Origin of the sequence: Halobacteriovorax sp. RT-2-3 (assembly GCF_047085075.1) — a bacterium.
Lineage (GTDB): Bacteria > Bdellovibrionota > Bacteriovoracia > Bacteriovoracales > Bacteriovoracaceae > Halobacteriovorax_A.
The window spans coordinates 339,723-359,697 of record NZ_JBKIYF010000002.1 but is presented as its reverse complement, the minus strand read 5'-3'; the positions used below and the strand labels follow the sequence as shown (position 1 = coordinate 359,697).

Sequence of the window (19,975 nt, the reverse complement as noted above, 5' to 3'; positions counted from 1 at the left end):
GCGAAACTGTGAAGTATAACGAAAAGTTCTTTGAAAAATTTGAGCATCTTGGTGAAAAGTACGTCATTAGAAGTGTCAGTGAAAATGATCAAGAGAAGTTGATTGAAGCATTTAAAATGGCCTCTCACCGAACACTTAATAGTCGTTTTCTTGCGGCCAAGAAAAGCTTATCTAAGAAGGACTTAGAGCTATTTACTTGCCCTGATTATATTAATCACGTTGCCTTGACTGTAATGCAGGAAAGTGAGGACGGCGAAAAGCCTGTAGGTTCTACAAGATTTTATCGTGACTCGGATAATTCTCCGACGGCCGAGTTTGCCGTAACAGTAATAGATAAGTATCACCGAAAAGGCTTTGGTGGGATCTTGATAGATCATTTAATCAAGGCAGCTAAAGAGCGTGATATAAAAGAAATATATGGAACTGCTAGCACTGGAAATCATGCTGTGCTTGGACTGCTAAAGAGTCGCGGTGACGTTGTCGTTGAAACTGAAACAATGGGAATTGTGAATATTAGATTAAAGCTATAAGAAAAAAGGATATATAAATGAATAGAGTATGGTTGGATAATTATCCAAAGAACGCCGCCACAGAAATTAACCCTGATCAATATAATAATATTGTTGAAATGATTGATGAAACTTGTGGAAAGTTTTCGACGAGAAAAGCTTTTATCAATATGAATGCAAGCATGACTTATAGTGAAGTCAAAGAGAAGTCAGAAGCCTTTGCTAATTACCTTATCAATGATTTGAAACTTAAAAAAGGTGATGTCATCATGATTCAGATGCCAAACCTTCTGCAATACCCGGTTGCTCTTTTTGGTGCTTTCAAAGCAGGGCTAATTGTTGTTAATACAAACCCTCTCTACACTACGAGAGAAGTAAAAAAGGTACTTGAAGATAGTGGGGCAAAAGCAATTGTTATCTGTACAAACTTTGTTGCTAATCTTGAAGAGGCCATTGAAGGAAGTCAGATCGAGCATATTATTACGACAGAAATTGGTGATTTTTTTCCATTAGTAAAAAGGAAGCTAACAAATTTTGTTATTAAGCATGTAAAGAAAATGATTCCTACTTATAAAGGTAGTTACTTAACTCTTAATGAAGCAATCGAAAAAGGACAAGGACTGAGTGTAACTTATCCAACAGTGGAAAGAGAGGATACTGCGCTCTTTCAATATACTGGTGGAACAACGGGGAAAACAAAAGCGGCCATCCTAACTCACCGAAATATTATCGCGAATATGCTACAAATGGATGTTTGGATTAAGGCAGGACTTGGAACAGAGCCTGCAAATATCCTCGCTCCACTACCTATCTATCATGTCTTTACTTTATCAGTTAATATCTTTGGTTTCTTTAAGATGGGGATGACTAACGTTCTTGTAACAAATCCTCGTGATTTAAATTCACTTATCAAAGATGTGTATACACACAAGCCGAAAGTTCTAATTGTTGTCAACACTCTACTGCAAGCGCTACTTGCAAATGAAAATTTCAGAAAACAGAATTTGAGCTTTATTGAGTTTAGTGTTGCAGGTGGAATGGCCCTTAAGCCAGCTGTTAAGCAAGACTGGGAGAAAATTACAAAGACAAGAGTTATTGAAGGATATGGCCTTACTGAAGCATCTCCTGTTGTCAGTTGTAACCCAACAGATGGGACGGATGAAATAGGTTCTATTGGGCTTCCTCTTCCTTCAACTGATATTAAAATCATTGATGCTGATGAGAATGAGTTAGGTTTTAATGAAGAAGGAGAGCTTTGTGTAAAAGGGCCTCAGGTTATGAAAGGGTATTGGAATCAACCAGAGGAAACAAGTAAGACCTTTACTAAAGATGGTTGGCTTAAAACAGGAGACTATGCCACGGTTGATGAAAAAGGTTTCCTAAGAATTTTAGATCGTAAGAAAGACATGATTGTTGTTTCTGGATTTAATGTTTATCCAAATGAAGTTGAAGGAGTTCTATTAGAGCTAGATGGTGTACAGGATGTTGCTGCTATTGGAATTGAAAGTGAAAAGTCAGGACAAGTTGTAAAAGTCTTTATTGTTAAATCAAAAGCAAATTTAACAGAAGAAGATATTAAGGCTTATGCGAAGAAAAATCTTGCTGGCTATAAAGTTCCAAAGCAAATTGCTTTTGTGGACGATTTACCGAAGAATAATGTTGGGAAAGTTCTTCGCCGAGAGCTTCGCTAAGATGTACTCTAGCTCAAGAAGATACCGAAAAAACGATTGGTGGGATCTGGTGGCCGTCATTGACCAAGAACTGGGGAGAGATGATGGCCCACAAACTTACTACTATATTTTTGATGAATTAAAATGGAGAATGGTTGAGTCGATTTCAGAGGGCTCAACCTTCAAAATTAAAAAGAAAGCAAATGAGCTTTATGATCGAATTCAGGTTAGTCAAAAAAATTGGACTAATATAGAACCTGATTTAGTAAAAGAAATCGAATTACTTTTAGAGTTCTTACTTGATCCCCCAACTAAAATTTTAATTTAATTTACCTACATTGAAGTATTGAAGATCGCTATAATAATCAAAATGTAGGAGGAAAGATGACAAACGTACTTCATCGTGCTGATTCACGTGGTCATGCAGAACACGGTTGGCTGAAAAGCAATCATACCTTTAGTTTTGCCGATTACTATGATCCTGAAAGAATCCATTTTGGAGCGCTAAGGGTTATTAATGATGATGTTGTTGCACCTGGAAAAGGCTTTGGAACTCATCCTCACCGTAATATGGAAATTATCTCAGTGCCTTTAAAAGGCGCCCTTCATCATAAAGATACTATTGGAAATGACTTTATCATTAAGAAAGGTGAGATACAGGTTATGTCGGCCGGTTCAGGAATTTCTCATAGCGAGTATAATAACTCTGACAGGGAAGAAGTACACTTCCTACAAATTTGGGTATTGCCTAAAGAGCATAATATAACACCCACTTATTCTCAAAAGTACTTCAAAGAATCAGATCGTAGAGGAGAGTTTCAATTAATTGTCTCTCCTGATGGCCGAAGTAATTCAGTTAGTATTAATCAAAATGCTTTTTTCTCATTAGCTAGTTTAGAGGAAGGTCAAAACTTAACCTATAAAAAGTTTATGGAATCAAATGGTGTTTATATCTTTGTGATTAGTGGTGAAGTTAGAGTAAATGATCTAACTCTTTCTGCTCGAGATGGACTTGGTATCGATCCAGGTAATAATATTGGGATAAGGTCATTTAATGACTCAGAATTTCTTGTTATGGAAGTTCCAATGGATGTGGAAAAATATAACTGAAAATACTGATTTTAATCAGGTTAAACTAATAAAATTGTTTGCTAAAATAAAGTATGAAAAAAGAAAATATCGTACTTCTAGTTCTTATCACTTTAATTTCATTTGCAGGTGTTGCGTATTACGCAAATAACCTTAATGAAGATACACAAATTGAAAGGTGGGTGTTCTTTGATTTGGGAGATACCATCATCAATACTAAAAAAAGTGGTAATTATCACTATTACGAAGGCTCTCTTGAGTATATTAAATCACTAAAGGATATGGGGATTCATGTTGCCATTATCTCAAATATTCCAGAGTCGTTTGGTGAAACTTACGAACAAAAAATTACGACTTTGAAGGAATATGTAAGAGCGCACTGGAATGATTCTGTTGAGTTTGATTGGAGTGTGTTTGAAAAAATCTATATTCCTATGAGTAATGAAGAATTAAAGCCTGCGCCTTATATTTTTAATAAGGCCCTCGATGAGACTGGCCGCTACCCAAGTCTTTATATATCGGAGTCTTTAAAAGAGGTGGATGCGGCAAGACAACTTGGACTTGCTGGTTTTCATTTTAAAGAAGGTAATTTAAACAAGGCTAAGCGTAATATTTATATTCATTTAGATGAGATTATTGATTATATAGATAGTAATAGTCACCTCTAAGAGGTGACTATTATATTTATTAAAAAATGTATTCACCTTCAAATTTGTAAGTCGCTTCTTGATTATCCTTTTTTATATATTTAATACCTAAACTTAAACTATCTTTTAAAACTTTTGTTTGAGCAGAAATATATGTCGATTTTTGATTTCCTTTTACCCAAAATCCTGTTCGACCATATAGAGGAGCTTTCATTCCTATTTCAAAAGAGTGGCGTCCATCCTCTGAGTATAGTGTAATACTATAGTCTGCAGTTGCACCTTCTTGTCGAATATAGATAATATTTTGAATTCCAACTCCATACTCTTTCATAATTTGTTTTTTGATTTCGTTTTTAATTGTTCCACCAATTACGGCCATCGTGTATTTACCTTCTTCTCTAACGTCTGCTTTCATAATTGAAGCATGGGCCGTAACAATTCCTTTCCAATCAAATCCCAGATAGTCTGAATCAGCATAAAGTGAAGATGAGAACATATTTTGACTGTCACTAAAATCACCTTCTGTTTGGAAATTATCTGCTTTTATCTTTCCATTCCCCACAGTGATACTAACGTGGGATTTTACGTCAGCATAAACATTTCGAAGAATTCCTAAGTCTACTTTTCCTGACTTAAGGCGAGCATCCATTCCAAAATAAATACTCGTACTATCCTTTATAAAATCTCTGTGTTCAAGTTTCTTCTGTTCTCTTTGAATAGCAATTCCCGCATCAAACTTAATTCGATTACCTTGGTTTTTTAAAGTTGCAGCAACACCAGATGCTGTTAAGCCGCTTGATGATTCAGCGTAGTAGCTTTTTGCATGAATTGCGCCATTTTCATAATTCATTGAGATAACATCGATATTATCAAACTCTACACCTGGGGCAATCATCTCAACGTCCAGACCTACTGCTTGATTTAATAGGTAACCAACTTCACTTGGTACACGATCAACAGGCTCACCATCAGCGTTAAAGATTCTATAATTTATTCCAAAATCTGCTAGGGTTGTATCTTGTGCTAACCCTTGAGCACTTTGGCTTTCGTTGATTCTTGTTTCACCGTAATTAAAATTGATAATACGATCTTTATTACCAGGGTCTTGTACGACAACAGTAGCGTGACCAACATCTCTTGTATTATATGCAACAACATAGACGTCATCTATATTAAGCTTTTTAAGAACATTTGCTTGAGCTACCGCAATGTCACGACAAACTCCTGCTTTGCTTCCTTCTCTAATTGCTTGGAAAAGATCTTCAGTGGTTACAACACCTTCCTTATCACGTTGAAAATCGTAGTGATTGTTCATAATGGTACCAAGGATATGGGCGAGGTAGATCTTTTGGTTGAAGCTTAAAAGTAGCTTTGCTGAAGAATAGATATTATCCCTTCTTACCTCAGGAGAGCCAATAATTAATCCGGCAACAACATTGGTAAAGTACATTTCACCTTCTTCTTTACCAAATTGTGCCACAGACTCTTTAAAGATATCTGACATGTCCATTTCATTAAAATAGGCACAGTTTTCTCTAAGGCAGCCTACGATGGATTTTACAACAGCTGTTCTTCGCACGGTATCGGTCCAGTACGATTTGGTATTGAATTCGTCTGTTTGAATGAGCGGTCTCGTCTCATACTTTCGTTTATTTACTTCAACACCCGAGCCTTGATAGCCAATGCTAAAATCTGCTTGAGTATTAAAAGATAATAGTAAGCCTAGAAAAAAGAATTTCTTCATTACAAACAACTCCATAGTTTAGTTCAAATGTATAATTTGCAAGGAGGGTGCCATTATTTTTCTCGTATATTCATTTAGTTGGCCTAATTTCCATGTCGAGAAATTAAGCGGCCGTACAATGTTCATTCATTTATTCATAGTAATTCTAGATATATAGAAGAGGTATCTGTAGTGACTCTAAGTGGTTGAAATTCCTTAATGTTCTAAAGAGAATTAGTCGATAAATCTTCAATGAACTTATTCAAGATGGAGGAATATCAAATGAGAAAGATTTCAGTACTTGCCCTTTTTGCACTATTTATTGGTTGTGCAAACTCACCAAAAGACTTTAAGGCCGATGCACTAGGAGATAATGAAGGAGTATTTTTCGGGAAATTCTCCCTGTACTTTGATGGTGCGAAGTTTGCAAACACTTGTAACTTGATTTTTACAGATAAGGCGAAGAATGAGGATACTGTCTTAACAACTGATGAGTCTGGATTCTTTGTCGGTAAATTTCAAAAAGGAGATACTTATCTAAGTCAGATTGGTTGTACTTCGGGAATGACGACAAAGATTTATATGTTTGAAGAGAGTAATACAGTGAAGTTTTCAAATGTTGGAAATGGAAAGAAAACTTATGTTGGAAATATCTCAACTTTCTTTTCCTCTGCTGAAGAATATAGTAATCCGGCCAAATATGTTGTTGGTGGACTATTTGCTGGGGCGATTATAGCAGATGAGGCAAAAGAGAATGCTAAGAAAGTTAGATTCGATATTCAAAATGATATTGAAGCTGATGAGATGCAATTTAAAGCAACAATTTTAAAGGCCAGACCTATGAAGACTGTCTTTAAATCGCTTAAGTATCCTAAGAAAAATAGAATGCCAGCAAGTACGGCAACAAAAATCATCAAACTTAATAAGTAATTTGATGGGCTAGGTAACTTGTTTACTGTTATCATTTAAAGATATCACTTTACGTTAGCGTAAATAATACTTAGTAGAGAGTTAGTTAATGAAGGATTTTCAAATTATCTTGGCCGCGACATCGAGTGTAATACTCTTTGTCTTTGGCCTTGAGAACTTTTCCAAAGAAGTTCAAAATATTACTGGAGAGAAATTTAGAAAATTTCTAGGTAGTGCAACAATGTATCCTGTTGTTGGGGTATTAATTGGTGCTATTATTACTGCCTTAATTCAATCGAGTTCTGCAACCTCTGTCATTGCAATCAGTCTTGTAAACGCTGGGGTCATGTCTTTTAAAAATAGTGTTGGAATTATTTTTGGAGCTAATGTCGGAACGACGGTAACGGCACAGCTTGTAGCGTTTAAATTGACTGCCTTTGCACCGATCTTCATTATTTTGGGATTTCTACTTTCATTTACGAGATCACGTTACGCTATTTTTGGTAAAACATTCTTTTACTTTGGTTTTGTTTTCTTTAGTTTAAATTTGATTTCTTCTGCACTTGCTCCACTTCAATCAGATTCTCGATTAATCGAGTTTTTAACACAGGCCCATAATCCTTTACTTGGAGTATTGGTAGGGGCCGTTATTACGGCAATTGTTCAATCTAGTTCGGTGACAACTGGTTTGGCAATCATTTTCACTCAGCAAGGTTTGATGAGTCTCGATAATGCGATTCCCATTTTAATGGGTTCAAATCTAGGAACAACTGTTACTGCGCTTATTTCAATTATCAATATGGATATTTCTGCAAAGAAGACGGCCCTGGCGCACTTCCTTTTCAATTTAGGGGGCGTCTTAATCTTTCTTCCAATTATAATCTTTTGGGGAGATCGATTGCCATTAATGTCAAATATACCAGCTATTGCTCTTGCAAATTTTCATTTAATTTTCAATGTGACGACGAGCTTAATCTTTATTGTCTTCTTAAATCCTTTTTCGAGTCTTATTGATCGTATGTTAGGAGAAGGGCAAATGGACTTTGAACGTATTGAGCTGGGATTAAAAGAAGAAACACAATTTGATGAAATTGAAAAAAATCTGATGGTGGATCTTGAAAAAACTTTTCGATTTGTTCAAGAAAATTACAATTTAGTAACATTGAGTATCGAAACAAATTATCGAGGAATCTATGAAGCCGCAAAGAAGCGTATCGAGTATATGGACTTTCTTAAAGCTGAACTTTTAGGATTCTTTTCTAAGTTTATTTCAAAATGTAACAATGAAGACGAGATTGATCGTATTGTGAATGTAATGGCAATGTATGAGTATATCTTCCAAATGCATGACTCAGTTAAAGATATTGCAGGTGTAAAAGAGTCTATGGACAATAATTATATTGAGCTTAAAAGTGATGTGCTTATGATTGTCCGAGAAATAGCAAGTACGACACTTTCTGTTTTTGAGAATATCACTAGTGAAGACCAAAAGGATAAAGATTTAAAGAAGATCTCACAAGAGTTTCAAAGAGATCTTGAGGGTTTTGGAAAGAAGGTTTTTATTTTAATGGCCAAACCGGAACGTAATGATGCTGGCGCAATTATGCATCTTTTAACTTATTCTCAGCGTCTAAAAGATAAGTTAATGAATTTTCATCATCTTAAAGAAGGACATATTGCTCCATGAGTCTACTAAGGAAACTTGAAGATTTATATCTTGATTCTCTTGTATACTTTGCTTCAAAGAAGAAAGGGATGCTCTTAAAGATCAGGAAGTCTTTGATCGTTCTACGTGATGGCCTAGAAAAAGAAGGTGCTGAAACAAGAGAAATGTTTGTCATATATGGACGATATACTCAGGGGCGGGCTTCTAATGAAGAAATGAAAGAAGCAAATAAGCAATTTCTCGAAATTATCAAAGGCTTAGGAGTCGGTGCATTGCTTGTTCTTCCTTTTGCTCCGTTAACTATTCCCTTTGTTGTAAAACTTGGACAAAGGCTAGGGGTTGATATTATTCCTTCTTCCTTTCGATCTAAAGATTAGCTCTCTAAGCTACGCTTTAGATTCTCATAAAGATAGTCTTTAAATATTCTTACATGCTTTGGCGTATGCTTTGAAGGCTTAGATAGTAGAAATAGAGTTCTTGCAAGGTACTTTAAATCTGGTAAAACTTTGATGAAGCTATTTTCCACAAGCTCCCTCTTACAATAGAAGCTAGGAATCATCGCTGGGCCTTTATTCTTTGCAACGTAATCTTTTAATATGGGGAATGAGTTACTAGCAAATTGTGGAACAACCTCTTTAAAACATGACTTATTTAAAGGATTACCATAAAGATCAGTTAAAATTGCTACAGGATGTTTTTGAAGATCATTTACTTCATTAACCTTTGTCGAAGTTTTTAAATATTGTGCTGAGGCAACGAGTCCGACTTCAATATCACATACTTTCTTTTGTATTAACGATGAATCCTTCAGTTTTCCAATTCGAAGGGCCATATCAAGTTTATGTTCTTTGAAATCCATGAGTATATTAGTGGAGTACAACTCAATTCTTATTCCTGGATACTTATCCATAAATTCGCAGACGATATCTGTAAGTATGAGTTGGGAAAGGTCTTCTGGCGCTGTGATTTTTATGAGTCCTTTCATTTCATTAGTTTGATTTTTAATTTTTAAAACGGAAGCATCTAATGACTCAAGTGGTGTTCTTATTAATTGTAAAAGACTTAAGCCTTTTTCTGTAAGCACAATTCCTCTTGGCCCGCGAATTAATAAAGTCTGTTCAAGTTCATCCTCTAACTTAACGAGATCACGACTTATTTTAGACTTGGGGTGTCCTAGTACTGTTGACGCCTTTGTTAAACTTCCAACTTCTGCAACTTTTTCAAATATCTTAAGTAAATTTAGATCCATAGAGTGTTCCTTATATGGAACATTATATTGCAATATTGTGGTCTTTTGCAACACTCCCTTTTTCCCCATAATAGAATACATAACAAAGCAAATCAGGAGAAAATAATGAAAGCTAAATTTATAATTCTAGGACTAATTTTAACTTCTTTTACGGCAATGGCCGATAATATTGACTTAGCTAGAAGCTCTTTTGTGTGGAAAGGAACAAAGATCACAGGTGATTTTCACTCTGGCCCAATTAAAATGAAAAGTGCAAGTTTAGATAATGGAAGAGGTTCTTTTGTCGCAGATATGAGTTCAATTGACGATACAACTCTTAAAGGGGAATGGAAGTCTAAGTTCTTATCGCATATTAAGAGTAGCGATTTCTTTGATGTTGAAAAGTATCCAACAGCAAAGTTGAAGATTGATAAAATTGATAATGGCCATTTATACGGGAAGTTAACAATAAAAGGTAAGACTAATGCCGTTACAGTTCCTGTAACTAAAAAAGGTAAGGTTTACTCTGGTGTATTAGCTTTTGATCGTACAGAGTTTGATATGGTCTATGGTTCTGGAAGTTTTTTTAAGAACCTTGGTGATAAGGTAATTTCAGATACAGTAACTCTCACATTTAAAGTCGTAACAAAGTAATTGAGGGGATAGTCATGAGTAAAAAGAGAATACCAACACTATTTTTAGGACATGGCTCTCCTATGAATGCTGTTGCAAGTAATGACTTTACTGAGCAGCTTAGAAGCATAGGAGAGGAACTTCCGAAACCAAGAGCAATACTCATGATATCTGCGCATTGGGAAACTCAAGGTACTTGGGTCACGGCGATGGATAAACCAAAAACAATTCATGATTTCTACGGTTTTCCAAAAGAATTATATGAGATCGAATATCCTGCACCAGGCTCTCAAGAACTTGCCAGAGAAATAGTTGATCTTATTGGTGAAAGCATCAAGCTTGATAATGAAAATTGGGGCCTTGATCATGGCACATGGTCATTATTGAAATTTATGTACCCTAAGGCGGATATTCCAGTTGTTCAGTTGAGTCTGGATATGAGAAAGCCACCTCAGTATCATTTTGATTTAGGTAAGAAGCTTAGCGTTTTAAGAGAAAAAGGTGTTCTGATCATAGGAAGTGGAAATATTGTTCATAACTTAAGAGCAATAAGCTGGAGTCAAGACGCCCAAGTTTCAAATTGGGCAAAAGAATATGATGAGCTTATTAAAGAAAAAATTATTGAAAAAGATTTTGATTATTTAATAAACAAATTTCAAAAAACAGACATTGGTAAAATGAGTGTACCTTCGATTGAACACTACTTACCGCTCTTATATATCATCGGAGCATCAAGTAATGATGATCAGTTGAAATTTGATTTTGAAGGGATTCAAAACGCTTCCATTTCGATGAGAAGCTTTAGCTATAGATAAAAAGGAGAATTATATGATTGCATTAACAGGAGCATCTGGACAACTCGGCCAGTTAGTAATTAAGGCGTTATTAGATGAAGGTGTTAAGGCCAATGAGATTGTTGCAATTGCAAGATCGACAGATAAGTTAAGTGATTATGAAAAACAAGGTGTACAAGTAAGATTTGGGGATTATGAAAAACCAGATACTCTTGATAAGGCACTCGCAGGAGTTGATAAATTACTATTAATATCAGCTAGTGAAGTAGGGAAGCGATTACCTCAACATAAGAATGTAATTGAAGCAGTTAAAAGATCTTCAGTTAAGCATCTTACTTATACAAGTATACTCCACGCTGATAAGTCGCCTTTGGGACTTGCAAAGGAGCATGTTGAAACTGAACAACTTATTAATGAGCTCAATATTGCAACAACTATTCTTCGTAATGGTTGGTATTCTGAAAACTATACAATGGGCCTACCTAATATCATTGAGCACTCTACTGTAATCGGTTGTGCTGGAGATGGAAAACTATCAACTGCTGCACGAGAGGACTATGCTTTAGCGGCAGCAAAGGTATTAACGAGTGAAGGACATTCTGGAAAGGTTTATGAGCTAGCAGGAGATGAGGCCTTTACACTTTCTGAATTTGCAGAGGTCGTAGGAAAAGAATTTGAGCGTGAGATTAAATATCAAAATTTAAGTGAAGTAGAGTTTAAGTCCGCTCTAATGCAGGCCGGACTACCTGAAGGTTTTGCACAGCTCTTGGCCGACTCTGAAAAAGGTGCATCCAATGGAGGCTTATTTGATAATCAAAGACAATTATCAAAGCTCATTGGACGCCCAACGACAACAATCTCAAAATCAATTAGAGATTTTAAAGAAAGTTATCAGTCTTAATTATTTTGACTAGCTAAGGACTCATTCATGCGAGACACCTGATGAACTAGATCGCTTCCGATATCGTTTATCTCTTTTAGTGATTGCTTGAGTGAGTCTTTAAAATTTGTTAGTTGATCGAGTAGACTTGAAAGTTCTCCTGAATTTCGGTTTAACTTTGCCGCTTCAATCTTACCACTTATGCTTACCATCTCTAATCCAATTGATAGCTTCTTCACATCATTACAGACTCTTTTGAATTCACTAAATTCTTTTTGAATATCAATTAGGCTCGATTTAGCGTTCAAATTCTGTTGATTTTGTAAGTGTGCTAAGATTCTCATTTCGTTTTCTTTTTGAATAGGCGAGGGTTTAGTCTCCTTTTCAAAGAAGCTGTAAATTTCTCTTTGCAAAATTGAGTTACAAACGAAGAACTGGCAGTCTTTAACTTTGTCTTGAACGAGCTTTCCCGAAACCATAAACTTATTAATTTCCTCTTGAATCTCTTTTGCAAGATTATCGTATTGTGTTGAGATAGTTGCGATCGAAGCTGCATCTTCTCCAATCTTTGCCGCCTGAAGTTCTAAGTTCATAGGGACAAGCGAAGTCTTTTGATACTCCTCAAAAATACCTTCTGACTGCTCTTGTAAAAACGATCCTGACTTTAAGGCCTTGCGTAAAAGATTCAGTTCCTCAATTGGTTCTTCTCCAAGTGCTTTCTGTCTCGATTCAAGCTCTTGCATAAGCGCCTCAATCATAAAGTTTTCGTAAGACTCAAACCCTAATTCGCCAATCATTTCAAGAAGCTTCTCCTGAGATTGTGCTGGTGTAAGCTTCTTGCGCTTCTCTAGTAGAGTTAGCTCAATGTACTTCTCTTTTACGATCTCAAAGAAATGACTACTAGGCTTTAGTCTTACTGATAGATAGCCATCGTCAATAGGTGAGACGAGGGCATAGACCCAATAATTACTTCCATCCTTGGCCTGATTGTTTACGTAGGCGCCGATCATCTTATCTTTGGCAATAGTGTCCCAAAGAAGTGAGAAAACCCCTCGGGGCATCTCTGGATGTCTTACAACCTTGTGGGGCTTGCCAAGCATTTCCTCCCACTCGTACTGACTGACTCGTTGAAATACTGAATTTCCAGACGCGATAACTCCTCGCTTATCGGTCCTGGAAAAGAATAGTTCATCAAAATCGAAGTTACTCTCTCTCTCCTTCGACATGCGTCCTCCCTTTTCTGAAAAAATGATGAATATTTTCTGTTTAGAATACAAAAACTAAACAAAACATGATCTATGTCATAAATTGTTGAAATTATTGATTTCTTAACGGAGTTATCTTAACTAGTTGGATTAAATTTACAACTAAATAATTAGTGTATAAATTTCACCACTTATTTTCTTTGTTGAGTGTTCAGGGTAGATAGGCATATGCAAAATCGTCTACTTATCCTTATTCTGTCTTTGAATATGAGCTTTCAAGCATGTGGGTTAAATCTCGCAGGGCAAAGTGCGTACTTTGATAAGGAAGATATAGCAAAGGCCCAAGCAGGTCTGAGTTCTCAGGAAATGTCTCTGTTAGGAGAAGTTGATCTTTCTAAGCAGAGTTGCGAGTACGATGTGCTAGAAGAGATTAATCAAGTAGCGAATCATAAACTTTATGAGGCGTTAATATACTTGCGCTCGTCTTCGAAAATGGATGATACACAATATCGTCTATTGCTAAGAACGATGAAGTCATTTGAGAAGTCGAAGAAAGAAAAATTTCTAGTACCTCTTAATCCTATTGTTAAAGATTTTAGATCACAACCTTTTGATAACTTCCAAAGGGCACAAGAGAGAGGACTGTGCTTTAATCTCGCAGCGATGAGTCTTTTTAAAGAACTTGCACAAAAGAAGCCAATCAAATTTTTAAAGAAGGCATATCATGAGGAGCTTATAAGTAAGCGTACATATTGGATGCTAAAAAGACTAGCTCAAGAAGACTATCATCTTGAGCCACAGACGTTGGCCGAGTATTTGAAAGAACAGGCATTTTTAACAAAACAATTTCCCGAACGACTAGATATAAAAGGTACAAACTTTATTTCAAGTCGACGTGATAAGAGTAAGGTTTCTCGAAGAGAGGCATTACTTGCAAAGTACAATCAATTTCAAATTATCTATCTTCGAGGAATGACTCAAAGATTGTTAAATCGACTTAATGCAGATGAAGTTATTATCAATGTGATAATTGATGATGAAAGTGTTGAAGAGATTATTCTTGATCCAATGGAGCAGTATCGATTTGCTGCAAAGATGGTTAGAAAAGAACTTGGAGATCTTCAAATGATGAATTTATTTGAAGGTGTTAATGTTTCCTTTGAGGATATTCTCTCTGCTTCTTATGAAACAGGACTTGTGTCAGGAGATGATTTAACTACTCTTGCACTTGTCGATGATGTTTGGAATCCAGAGCTAACCAAAGCAGAAAAGAGAAAAAGATTTATTAGAAGATATGGAACAATTTTTGTTGCAGCAATTCCTACTACTTTCTACTTTGTGAAGGTATTATCTTTAGTGGGAATTGAGATGTTAACAGAGACAAAACAGGAGCCAGCACGTGATCACTCAATTTTCTAAGTTGCTTCTTGTTTCATTTCTTACAGTAACTACTTTTGCAAGTCACAAGGCCCAGGTTATTACGCGAGATAATGACATGGATCTGATTAAGAAAGAAGTTGAGCTTGATCTAGTTAATGCTCCAATCCTAGAAAACAAAAGTTTTAAAATTGTTTATGGGAAATCAAATGAAGCAATCAATCTTGAGAGTTTAACGGACGAAGTTGAAAAGCTAAGGGCCGCAAGTGTCTTTTATCACTTAACAAAGGCAAAACGTTATTTTCTTAATGTCGTTAAGTCTGATTACGTAAAAGAGTTACCTCAACTTATCGTTCGCTTAAATATAACAAATCAATTTAATTCAATTGGTCACTTCGCTCACGATAATTTATCACCTGAATATAATAATGCTCTTTCAATTCCACCTGGAGAGGGTAGAGAAAGGTTTGGGATTAAGCCTTGGAATTATGAAATTTGGTTTCGTCCGGCAAAAGAAATCAACCTTCCACAGGAAGGGTTAAAGAATGACTTTGAACAAACTGCTGCTATCTTTAGTGAGTTTAGGAATCAATCAAGATTAGCAAGTTTTCAAAAATTTATAAGTGACTTATTTTTACTTTCTGGGGATGCTCTTGCGCAGAGTGGTTTAAATATTCTTGGATCGACTGCAATTATTGAAGCTTCTTTTTATGCAATGAAAAAGCTTTACGGACTTCTTCAAGGAAAGAAGTTCTTTTTAGATACAAGCTTTATCCCAGAAGTTGTTTATCATGAGTTTGCTCATGTTGCTTTGAGTGATCATCTTGGCCTTAGTCATTCTTCTCCTGTTAATGAAGGTATGGCAGACTTCTTTGCGGCATCAATCGCTGATAGCGCAACGATTGCTGATAATGTGAAAGATTATGCGAAAAGAGTCCGTGAAAAAGATGCCTTTCGCGATGAAGTTTATAATGCAGGATTTGAAACAAATGCTTACGCCAATATTGATTTTGTCTTGGGCGTATTATGGCAAGTACGCGAACTTGATAAAGAATCAAGTCATGGTCTTGTTTATGATGTTCGTAAGAATATCACGAGCAGTTCAAATATTAGAGGAGATTTATTGAAGTCGATTCTCAAAGAGTGTCGTAAATCATGTAAGTCACCTTTGAGGGATCGTATAAACCTTCTAAATGCCTATCACGAGATGGGTTTATAAAGTAAGTAGGCTTTTATTAAATTGACAAAATATGTTTAGATAGGGTAGTTACCCATAACGTTATTAATAGGGAGATGTTCATGTTAAGAAAATTAGCTGCTGTAGCACTTGTATGCTTTTCGTTCTCGGCTCTTGCAAATGTTGAAGCTAAAATCGCACCAATCTTTGAAGAAGTTGAGTTTAAATTATCTGTAGAATGGGATCAAAAAGATCAAAACTTCTACAATGAAACTGTTAAATCATTTGAAAAACAATTAGGTGATCTAGCTCAAGAAGGTGTTAAGCCATCTGAAGTTTTAAATTACCTACAAGCAAATATTAAAGATAAGAAAGTTGCTACTGAACTTTCTAATCTTGTTGGTTCAATCAACGTAGAAAATATGACTCTTGAAGAATCAAAGTCACTAATTCAAGACTATGTTGATGGTATGAAAAATACAGGTGCTAACTACTCTGGTTACTATAGCTACGACTATGGACTATACTTTGTAGTGTTTGGTGGTGTTGCATTTTATTACTACTGGTATGCATTTCACTATACTTACTACTATGATTGTTACCGTGATTACTGGGGTAACTACTACTGTTACTAGAATCAAATTCTAATATAATAAAGGCTCCTTTCGGAGCCTTTTCATTTTTAAGCTCTTCCAAACAAATAATCTCTAAGTAAAGTTGTCCAGTATATTGCCGATAATAGCCTAATAATTTTAAGGGCTCAAATATGGTTTTGAATTTGAAATCGACAGTTATTGGTTGTGGAACTTCAACACAAAGTGGAAATGATCGCGTATTTAGTTTTGTTGAGTTCAGCGATGGAACTAGAATTGAAAATGTGATTACTTCAGCTTCTATTGCGGAATTCTTCGATAGTGATGAAGAGATAGAGTTAGCATATTTCAAAGTCGGACAGTACTACTATATTGCGAGGGCAAAGGTAGCAAAGGTTGTTAAGGTTGCGACAACTACGCCAATTCTCGTAAGTATGATCGTTAATTTCATTTCTATCTTCTTTTGCTTTGGTATTTTATCTTTCATTATTACTTTTATTGTAATTATGTACTTTCTAAAAGATTTCAAAATGGCATTAACTTATGCTGCCATCATAGGCGTTATGCCTGGGGCCTATTATCTTACGAAGTTATTAAAACTATTTATTGAACTCAGACAGTGTCGAGCACTAATAAAGTAGGGGAATTAAAATTGCCTATTAATCAATTCAAACATACAATATTTATATGCAAAATAAATATAATGTAACGTACGTATTCTTCGGTTTTATCTTTCTTTTAGTCTGTTATCTTGTATGGATGATGGCCAAGCAAATGATTGCTCCAATCATCTTTGGCTTTGTTCTGGCTGGAGTATTTAATCCTCTAAATACTAAGATAATTGAAAAATTTAAAGTCTCTGACAATATGGCCGCATCGATAACAAGTTGTTTAATTATTCTACTTGTTCTTATTCCTCTAATCTTCTTATCAATTGCTCTTAGTAAAGAAGCTCTAAGCCTTTATCAAACGATAATGAAGGCAATGTCTCATCATGAAGTTAACGACTTTTTATTTGGTGATGGGCCAGTCGCTGCTCTTATTAAAAGTGTTTCAGATATCACTGGAGTTGATATTGATATGGAACAAGTTAAGACGACAGTATTTGGTACTCTTAAAGGAATATCGGGAACTGTTATTTCGAGTATCAATTCAATTGTAGGAAATATCATCACATTCATTTTTGATCTCGCAATTATGATGATTGTGGTTTTTGGTGTTTTTGTTGAAGGAAAGAGGTTAAAGACATATATATTTGATCTTTCACCACTTCCATCAGACCAAGAACAAAAAATCCTCGATAAGTTTAATCAAATGAATTATGTAACACTGGTTTGTAATGGTGTTGGTGGAGTGATTCAAGGAGTTCTTGGTGGACTCGCTCTTTGGGTGGCAGGAATTGAATCAGTTGTTCTTTGGACTGTTCTTATGATTTTCTTGGCCTTCGTTCCTTTAGTTGGTATCTCTGTTGTTACGATACCTGCAAGTCTTTATCTCGTCCTTACAGGAAGTCCTACTTCAGGTGTCATCCTTTTTATTTTCACAGCGCTAGTTGGTCTTGTTGTGGAAAATTGGTTTAAGCCAAAATTCATTGGTAACCGTATTCAAATTAATTCAACTTTCGTTCTTCTTTCGATTATAGGAGGAATGGGTGTTTTTGGTATGGGAGGAATCTTCTATGGACCAATTATTGGAATACTATTTCTAACGATTGTTGAAATTTATCACGATCAATATAACGTCGTTTCATAGGCGAAAGGAAGTGGAGAGCAGTGGAAGTTTTTAAACTTATTTATTCTGTCCTTGGTGGGCTTGGTATTTTCTTCTATGGAATGAAGAATATGTCAGAGGCACTACAATCAGTCGCTGGCGACGTCGTTAAAAATACGATAAATAAAATTACAACAAATCGCTTCTCTGCTGTCATCGTTGGAACTCTTGTTACCATCTTTGTTCAAAGTTCATCTGTAACTACTGTTATGACTGTTGGTTTCGTTAATGCTGGTTTAATGAATTTAGGACAGGCCATTGGAGTTATTCTAGGGGCCAATATCGGGACAACAGTTACTGGTTGGATCATTTCAATAAAAGTAGGGAAGTATGGACTTCTCTTTATCGGTCTTGGAATCTTTCCTTTGCTATTTGCTAAAACTAATCGCTATCGCCAAATTGGGCGTATCCTTTTTTCAGTTGGTATGATCTTCTTTGGTTTAAGTATTATGTCCAATGCATTTAAACCACTTAGAACAATGCCTGAATTTTTAAGTATGATTTCATATTTTTCTGAACAGAATTACGGAGCATACTTTGCGTGTATTATTGTCGGCTGTATATTAACTGTCGTAATTCAATCTTCTTCTGCAATGTTGGGTATTACAATAGCCCTAGCTGGATCAGGTGTTATTCAATTTCATACGGCCGCCGCTCTGGTATTAGGGGAAAATATTGGAACAACCATTACCGCTCTTTTAGCGAGTGTTGGGGCTAATATAACCGCCAAAAGGGCAGCTCGAGCTCACGCTATATTTAATCTCTTGGGTGTACTTGTTATCTTTTTATTCTTTCCATTCTATGTTGAATTTATCGATTACTTAGTTCCAGGTGCTGCAAATGCTGTCAATGCAGATGGTGACTTTATCAATGTTGCTGTTCATATTGCTACAGGACATACTATCTTCAATGTCGCGGCCACGATTATTTTTATTCCTTTCTTAACTCAGTTAGCAAATTTTGTGACAAGGATTACTCCTGCTACCGGAGAGAAAGAGCAACACCACCTTGTCATGTTAGGTGATCCAAGCCAAATGGTAACTGCGGCTGCGCTTGCACAAGCACAGGCCGAGGTTAATAAAATGAAAGATATCGTTTCTAGACTTTATGCTTTAGCAGAAGAGATTTATATTAAACAGAACTTTGGCGAAAGGGAGAAGATTGCTCTTAAGGCCAAGGATTATGAGAGAATTACAGACAATATACAAAAAGAGGTTACCATTTTTATCGTTAAACTTATGGTTAATCCTTTAAGTGAAGATGAGTCACGCCGTTCTCAGTCGATGATTAAGGAAGTCGATGAGTTAGAGAGTATTGCTGATTATATCGAAAGGCTCATTGCTTATAGTGATCGAGGTGATATATCAAAACTTATGAGAGATGAGGCAAAGAAAGACTTTGATGACTTATTTGTTAATGTAAAGGCATTCTATGATTCAGTCTCAAATCAAATTTCTCTTGATAAGGTTGATTATAGTGTTGCTGAAAGAAAGTCTAAGGAATTAAGAGACCAGGCTGAGCAAATAAGAAAGAAGCACTTAGATCGTGTTTCAAGTGGAGAGTATGATGCACTTGGTGCACTTACTTATTCCGATATGATTGTGGCCCTTCGAAAAATTAGAAGTCATACTGAAAATGCTGCTCAAGCACATGTTTAATTAGGAGTATTTATGGGTACGTATACAACGATTACTAAGGGAAACTCTGAAAGTATCGAGTTAAGCCTTACGGCAGATAAAAAACAGACCATTACAATTACTCCGCCGCCTGAATTTAATGGTGTCGAGAGTGAGTGGAGCCCTGAAGATCTTTTTAGTGCAAGTATCTCTAGTTGCTATATTCTAACATTCAAGTCTTTTGCTTCTTTTAAAAAACTTGCTTTTAATAATATTGAAGTAAAGGCAGATGCTCATCTCGAAAAAGTGGCCAAGGGCTATGAATTTACGAAATGTGATATTCACGTTTATTTAGAAATTTGTTGTGAGTCAGATGTTGATCCTTATTTAGATCTTCTTTACAAGGCCAAGGATAATTGTCTTGTTACAAAGTCAATGAAGTGTGAGTTTACTCTACATCCTAAAATTAAAAACCTTGCAAAGAAGTAA

21 protein-coding genes are annotated in these 19,975 nt (G+C 35.7%); 18 read left to right on the top strand and 3 right to left on the bottom strand.

All coding sequences use genetic code 11. The annotated features are described in order from the left end of the window. The first annotated feature begins 8 nt into the window (after positions 1–8). The 5 genes from ACMAYX_RS07495 to ACMAYX_RS07475 are packed head-to-tail and all read left to right on the top strand — an operon-like array spanning position 9 to position 3,936. Positions 9–530 (top strand): GNAT family N-acetyltransferase, encoded by a 522-nt coding sequence (locus tag ACMAYX_RS07495; RefSeq protein ID WP_146037862.1) that lies wholly within the window; start codon positions 9–11, stop codon positions 528–530. A 17-nt stretch (positions 531–547) separates the two neighbouring features. Then, complete coding sequence (locus ACMAYX_RS07490) at positions 548–2,200, top strand: AMP-binding protein (protein WP_103218253.1); 1,653 nt, start codon at positions 548–550, stop codon at positions 2,198–2,200. Then, a complete protein-coding gene (locus ACMAYX_RS07485) occupies positions 2,169–2,507 on the top strand; it encodes a hypothetical protein (protein WP_412470207.1) in 339 nt (112 codons plus the stop codon). The genes ACMAYX_RS07490 and ACMAYX_RS07485 overlap by 32 nt, the downstream gene beginning before the upstream one ends. A gap of 56 nt (positions 2,508–2,563) precedes the next feature. Beyond that, a complete protein-coding gene (locus ACMAYX_RS07480; protein ID WP_412470206.1) occupies positions 2,564–3,289 on the top strand; it encodes a pirin family protein in 726 nt (241 codons plus the stop codon). Between the two features lie 53 nt (positions 3,290–3,342). Continuing rightward, the gene (locus tag ACMAYX_RS07475) at positions 3,343–3,936 is read left to right on the top strand and encodes a hypothetical protein (RefSeq protein ID WP_412471821.1); all 594 of its coding nucleotides are present in this window, start codon (positions 3,343–3,345) and stop codon (positions 3,934–3,936) included. A 19-nt stretch (positions 3,937–3,955) separates the two neighbouring features. Here ACMAYX_RS07475 and ACMAYX_RS07470 read toward each other — a convergent pair whose 3' ends face one another. Continuing rightward, positions 3,956–5,659 (bottom strand): transglutaminase-like domain-containing protein, encoded by a 1,704-nt coding sequence (locus ACMAYX_RS07470; RefSeq protein ID WP_158246887.1) that lies wholly within the window; start codon positions 5,657–5,659, stop codon positions 3,956–3,958. A gap of 261 nt (positions 5,660–5,920) precedes the next feature. Here ACMAYX_RS07470 and ACMAYX_RS07465 point away from each other — a divergent pair, with 261 nt between their 5' ends. The 3 genes from ACMAYX_RS07465 to ACMAYX_RS07455 all read left to right on the top strand — a co-directional run bounded on the left by ACMAYX_RS07465 (position 5,921) and on the right by ACMAYX_RS07455 (position 8,590). Continuing rightward, positions 5,921–6,568: a hypothetical protein gene (locus ACMAYX_RS07465; protein ID WP_103218248.1), complete on the top strand. Its 648-nt coding sequence runs from the start codon at positions 5,921–5,923 to the stop codon at positions 6,566–6,568. A gap of 88 nt (positions 6,569–6,656) precedes the next feature. Further along, on the top strand, positions 6,657–8,234 hold the full coding sequence (locus tag ACMAYX_RS07460) for a Na/Pi cotransporter family protein (protein WP_412463263.1): 1,578 nt from the start codon (positions 6,657–6,659) through the stop codon (positions 8,232–8,234). Further along, a complete protein-coding gene (locus ACMAYX_RS07455; RefSeq protein WP_103218246.1) occupies positions 8,231–8,590 on the top strand; it encodes a hypothetical protein in 360 nt (119 codons plus the stop codon). The genes ACMAYX_RS07460 and ACMAYX_RS07455 overlap by 4 nt, the downstream gene beginning before the upstream one ends. Here ACMAYX_RS07455 and ACMAYX_RS07450 read toward each other — a convergent pair. Beyond that, entirely contained in the window at positions 8,587–9,462 is an 876-nt protein-coding gene (locus ACMAYX_RS07450) for a LysR family transcriptional regulator (RefSeq protein WP_158246886.1), read from the bottom strand. The two genes, ACMAYX_RS07455 and ACMAYX_RS07450, sit on opposite strands and share 4 nt — an antisense overlap. Before the next feature lie 105 nt (positions 9,463–9,567). On the opposite strand from ACMAYX_RS07450, the gene ACMAYX_RS07445 reads away from it, so the two are divergent. Genes ACMAYX_RS07445 through ACMAYX_RS07435 form a run of 3 tightly spaced genes read left to right on the top strand, consistent with a single transcriptional unit; the run spans position 9,568 to position 11,769 of the window. After that, complete coding sequence (locus ACMAYX_RS07445) at positions 9,568–10,095, top strand: YceI family protein (protein ID WP_103218244.1); 528 nt, start codon at positions 9,568–9,570, stop codon at positions 10,093–10,095. Positions 10,096–10,109: 14 nt separating this feature from the next. Then, positions 10,110–10,889: a 4,5-DOPA dioxygenase extradiol gene (gene ygiD, locus ACMAYX_RS07440; RefSeq protein ID WP_412471822.1), complete on the top strand. Its 780-nt coding sequence runs from the start codon at positions 10,110–10,112 to the stop codon at positions 10,887–10,889. A 13-nt stretch (positions 10,890–10,902) separates the two neighbouring features. Beyond that, on the top strand, positions 10,903–11,769 hold the full coding sequence (locus ACMAYX_RS07435) for an SDR family oxidoreductase (RefSeq protein ID WP_392992774.1): 867 nt from the start codon (positions 10,903–10,905) through the stop codon (positions 11,767–11,769). Here ACMAYX_RS07435 and ACMAYX_RS07430 read toward each other — a convergent pair. Then, positions 11,766–12,974 carry a PAS domain-containing protein gene (locus ACMAYX_RS07430; RefSeq protein WP_412471823.1) on the bottom strand — a complete coding sequence of 403 codons (1,209 nt, stop codon included), beginning with the start codon at positions 12,972–12,974 and terminating at the stop codon, positions 11,766–11,768. The genes ACMAYX_RS07435 and ACMAYX_RS07430 overlap by 4 nt on opposite strands. A gap of 207 nt (positions 12,975–13,181) precedes the next feature. Between ACMAYX_RS07430 and ACMAYX_RS07425 the strand changes: the two genes are divergently transcribed. The 7 genes from ACMAYX_RS07425 (at position 13,182) to ACMAYX_RS07395 (ending at position 19,975) form a co-directional block, all read left to right on the top strand. Further along, complete coding sequence (locus ACMAYX_RS07425; RefSeq protein WP_412470203.1) at positions 13,182–14,372, top strand: hypothetical protein; 1,191 nt, start codon at positions 13,182–13,184, stop codon at positions 14,370–14,372. Beyond that, complete coding sequence (locus ACMAYX_RS07420; RefSeq protein WP_412471169.1) at positions 14,353–15,549, top strand: hypothetical protein; 1,197 nt, start codon at positions 14,353–14,355, stop codon at positions 15,547–15,549. Before ACMAYX_RS07425 ends, ACMAYX_RS07420 begins: the two co-directional genes overlap by 20 nt. Positions 15,550–15,629: 80 nt before the next feature. After that, on the top strand, positions 15,630–16,142 hold the full coding sequence (locus ACMAYX_RS07415) for a hypothetical protein (protein WP_103218238.1): 513 nt from the start codon (positions 15,630–15,632) through the stop codon (positions 16,140–16,142). 131 nt (positions 16,143–16,273) lie between these two features. Continuing rightward, positions 16,274–16,741 carry a hypothetical protein gene (locus tag ACMAYX_RS07410; protein WP_412471825.1) on the top strand — a complete coding sequence of 156 codons (468 nt, stop codon included), beginning with the start codon at positions 16,274–16,276 and terminating at the stop codon, positions 16,739–16,741. Positions 16,742–16,787: 46 nt separating this feature from the next. Continuing rightward, complete coding sequence (locus ACMAYX_RS07405) at positions 16,788–17,852, top strand: AI-2E family transporter (protein WP_412463256.1); 1,065 nt, start codon at positions 16,788–16,790, stop codon at positions 17,850–17,852. A gap of 20 nt (positions 17,853–17,872) precedes the next feature. Beyond that, the gene (locus tag ACMAYX_RS07400; protein WP_103218235.1) at positions 17,873–19,528 is read left to right on the top strand and encodes a Na/Pi cotransporter family protein; all 1,656 of its coding nucleotides are present in this window, start codon (positions 17,873–17,875) and stop codon (positions 19,526–19,528) included. A gap of 12 nt (positions 19,529–19,540) precedes the next feature. Further along, complete coding sequence (locus tag ACMAYX_RS07395; protein ID WP_412471826.1) at positions 19,541–19,975, top strand: OsmC family protein; 435 nt, start codon at positions 19,541–19,543, stop codon at positions 19,973–19,975.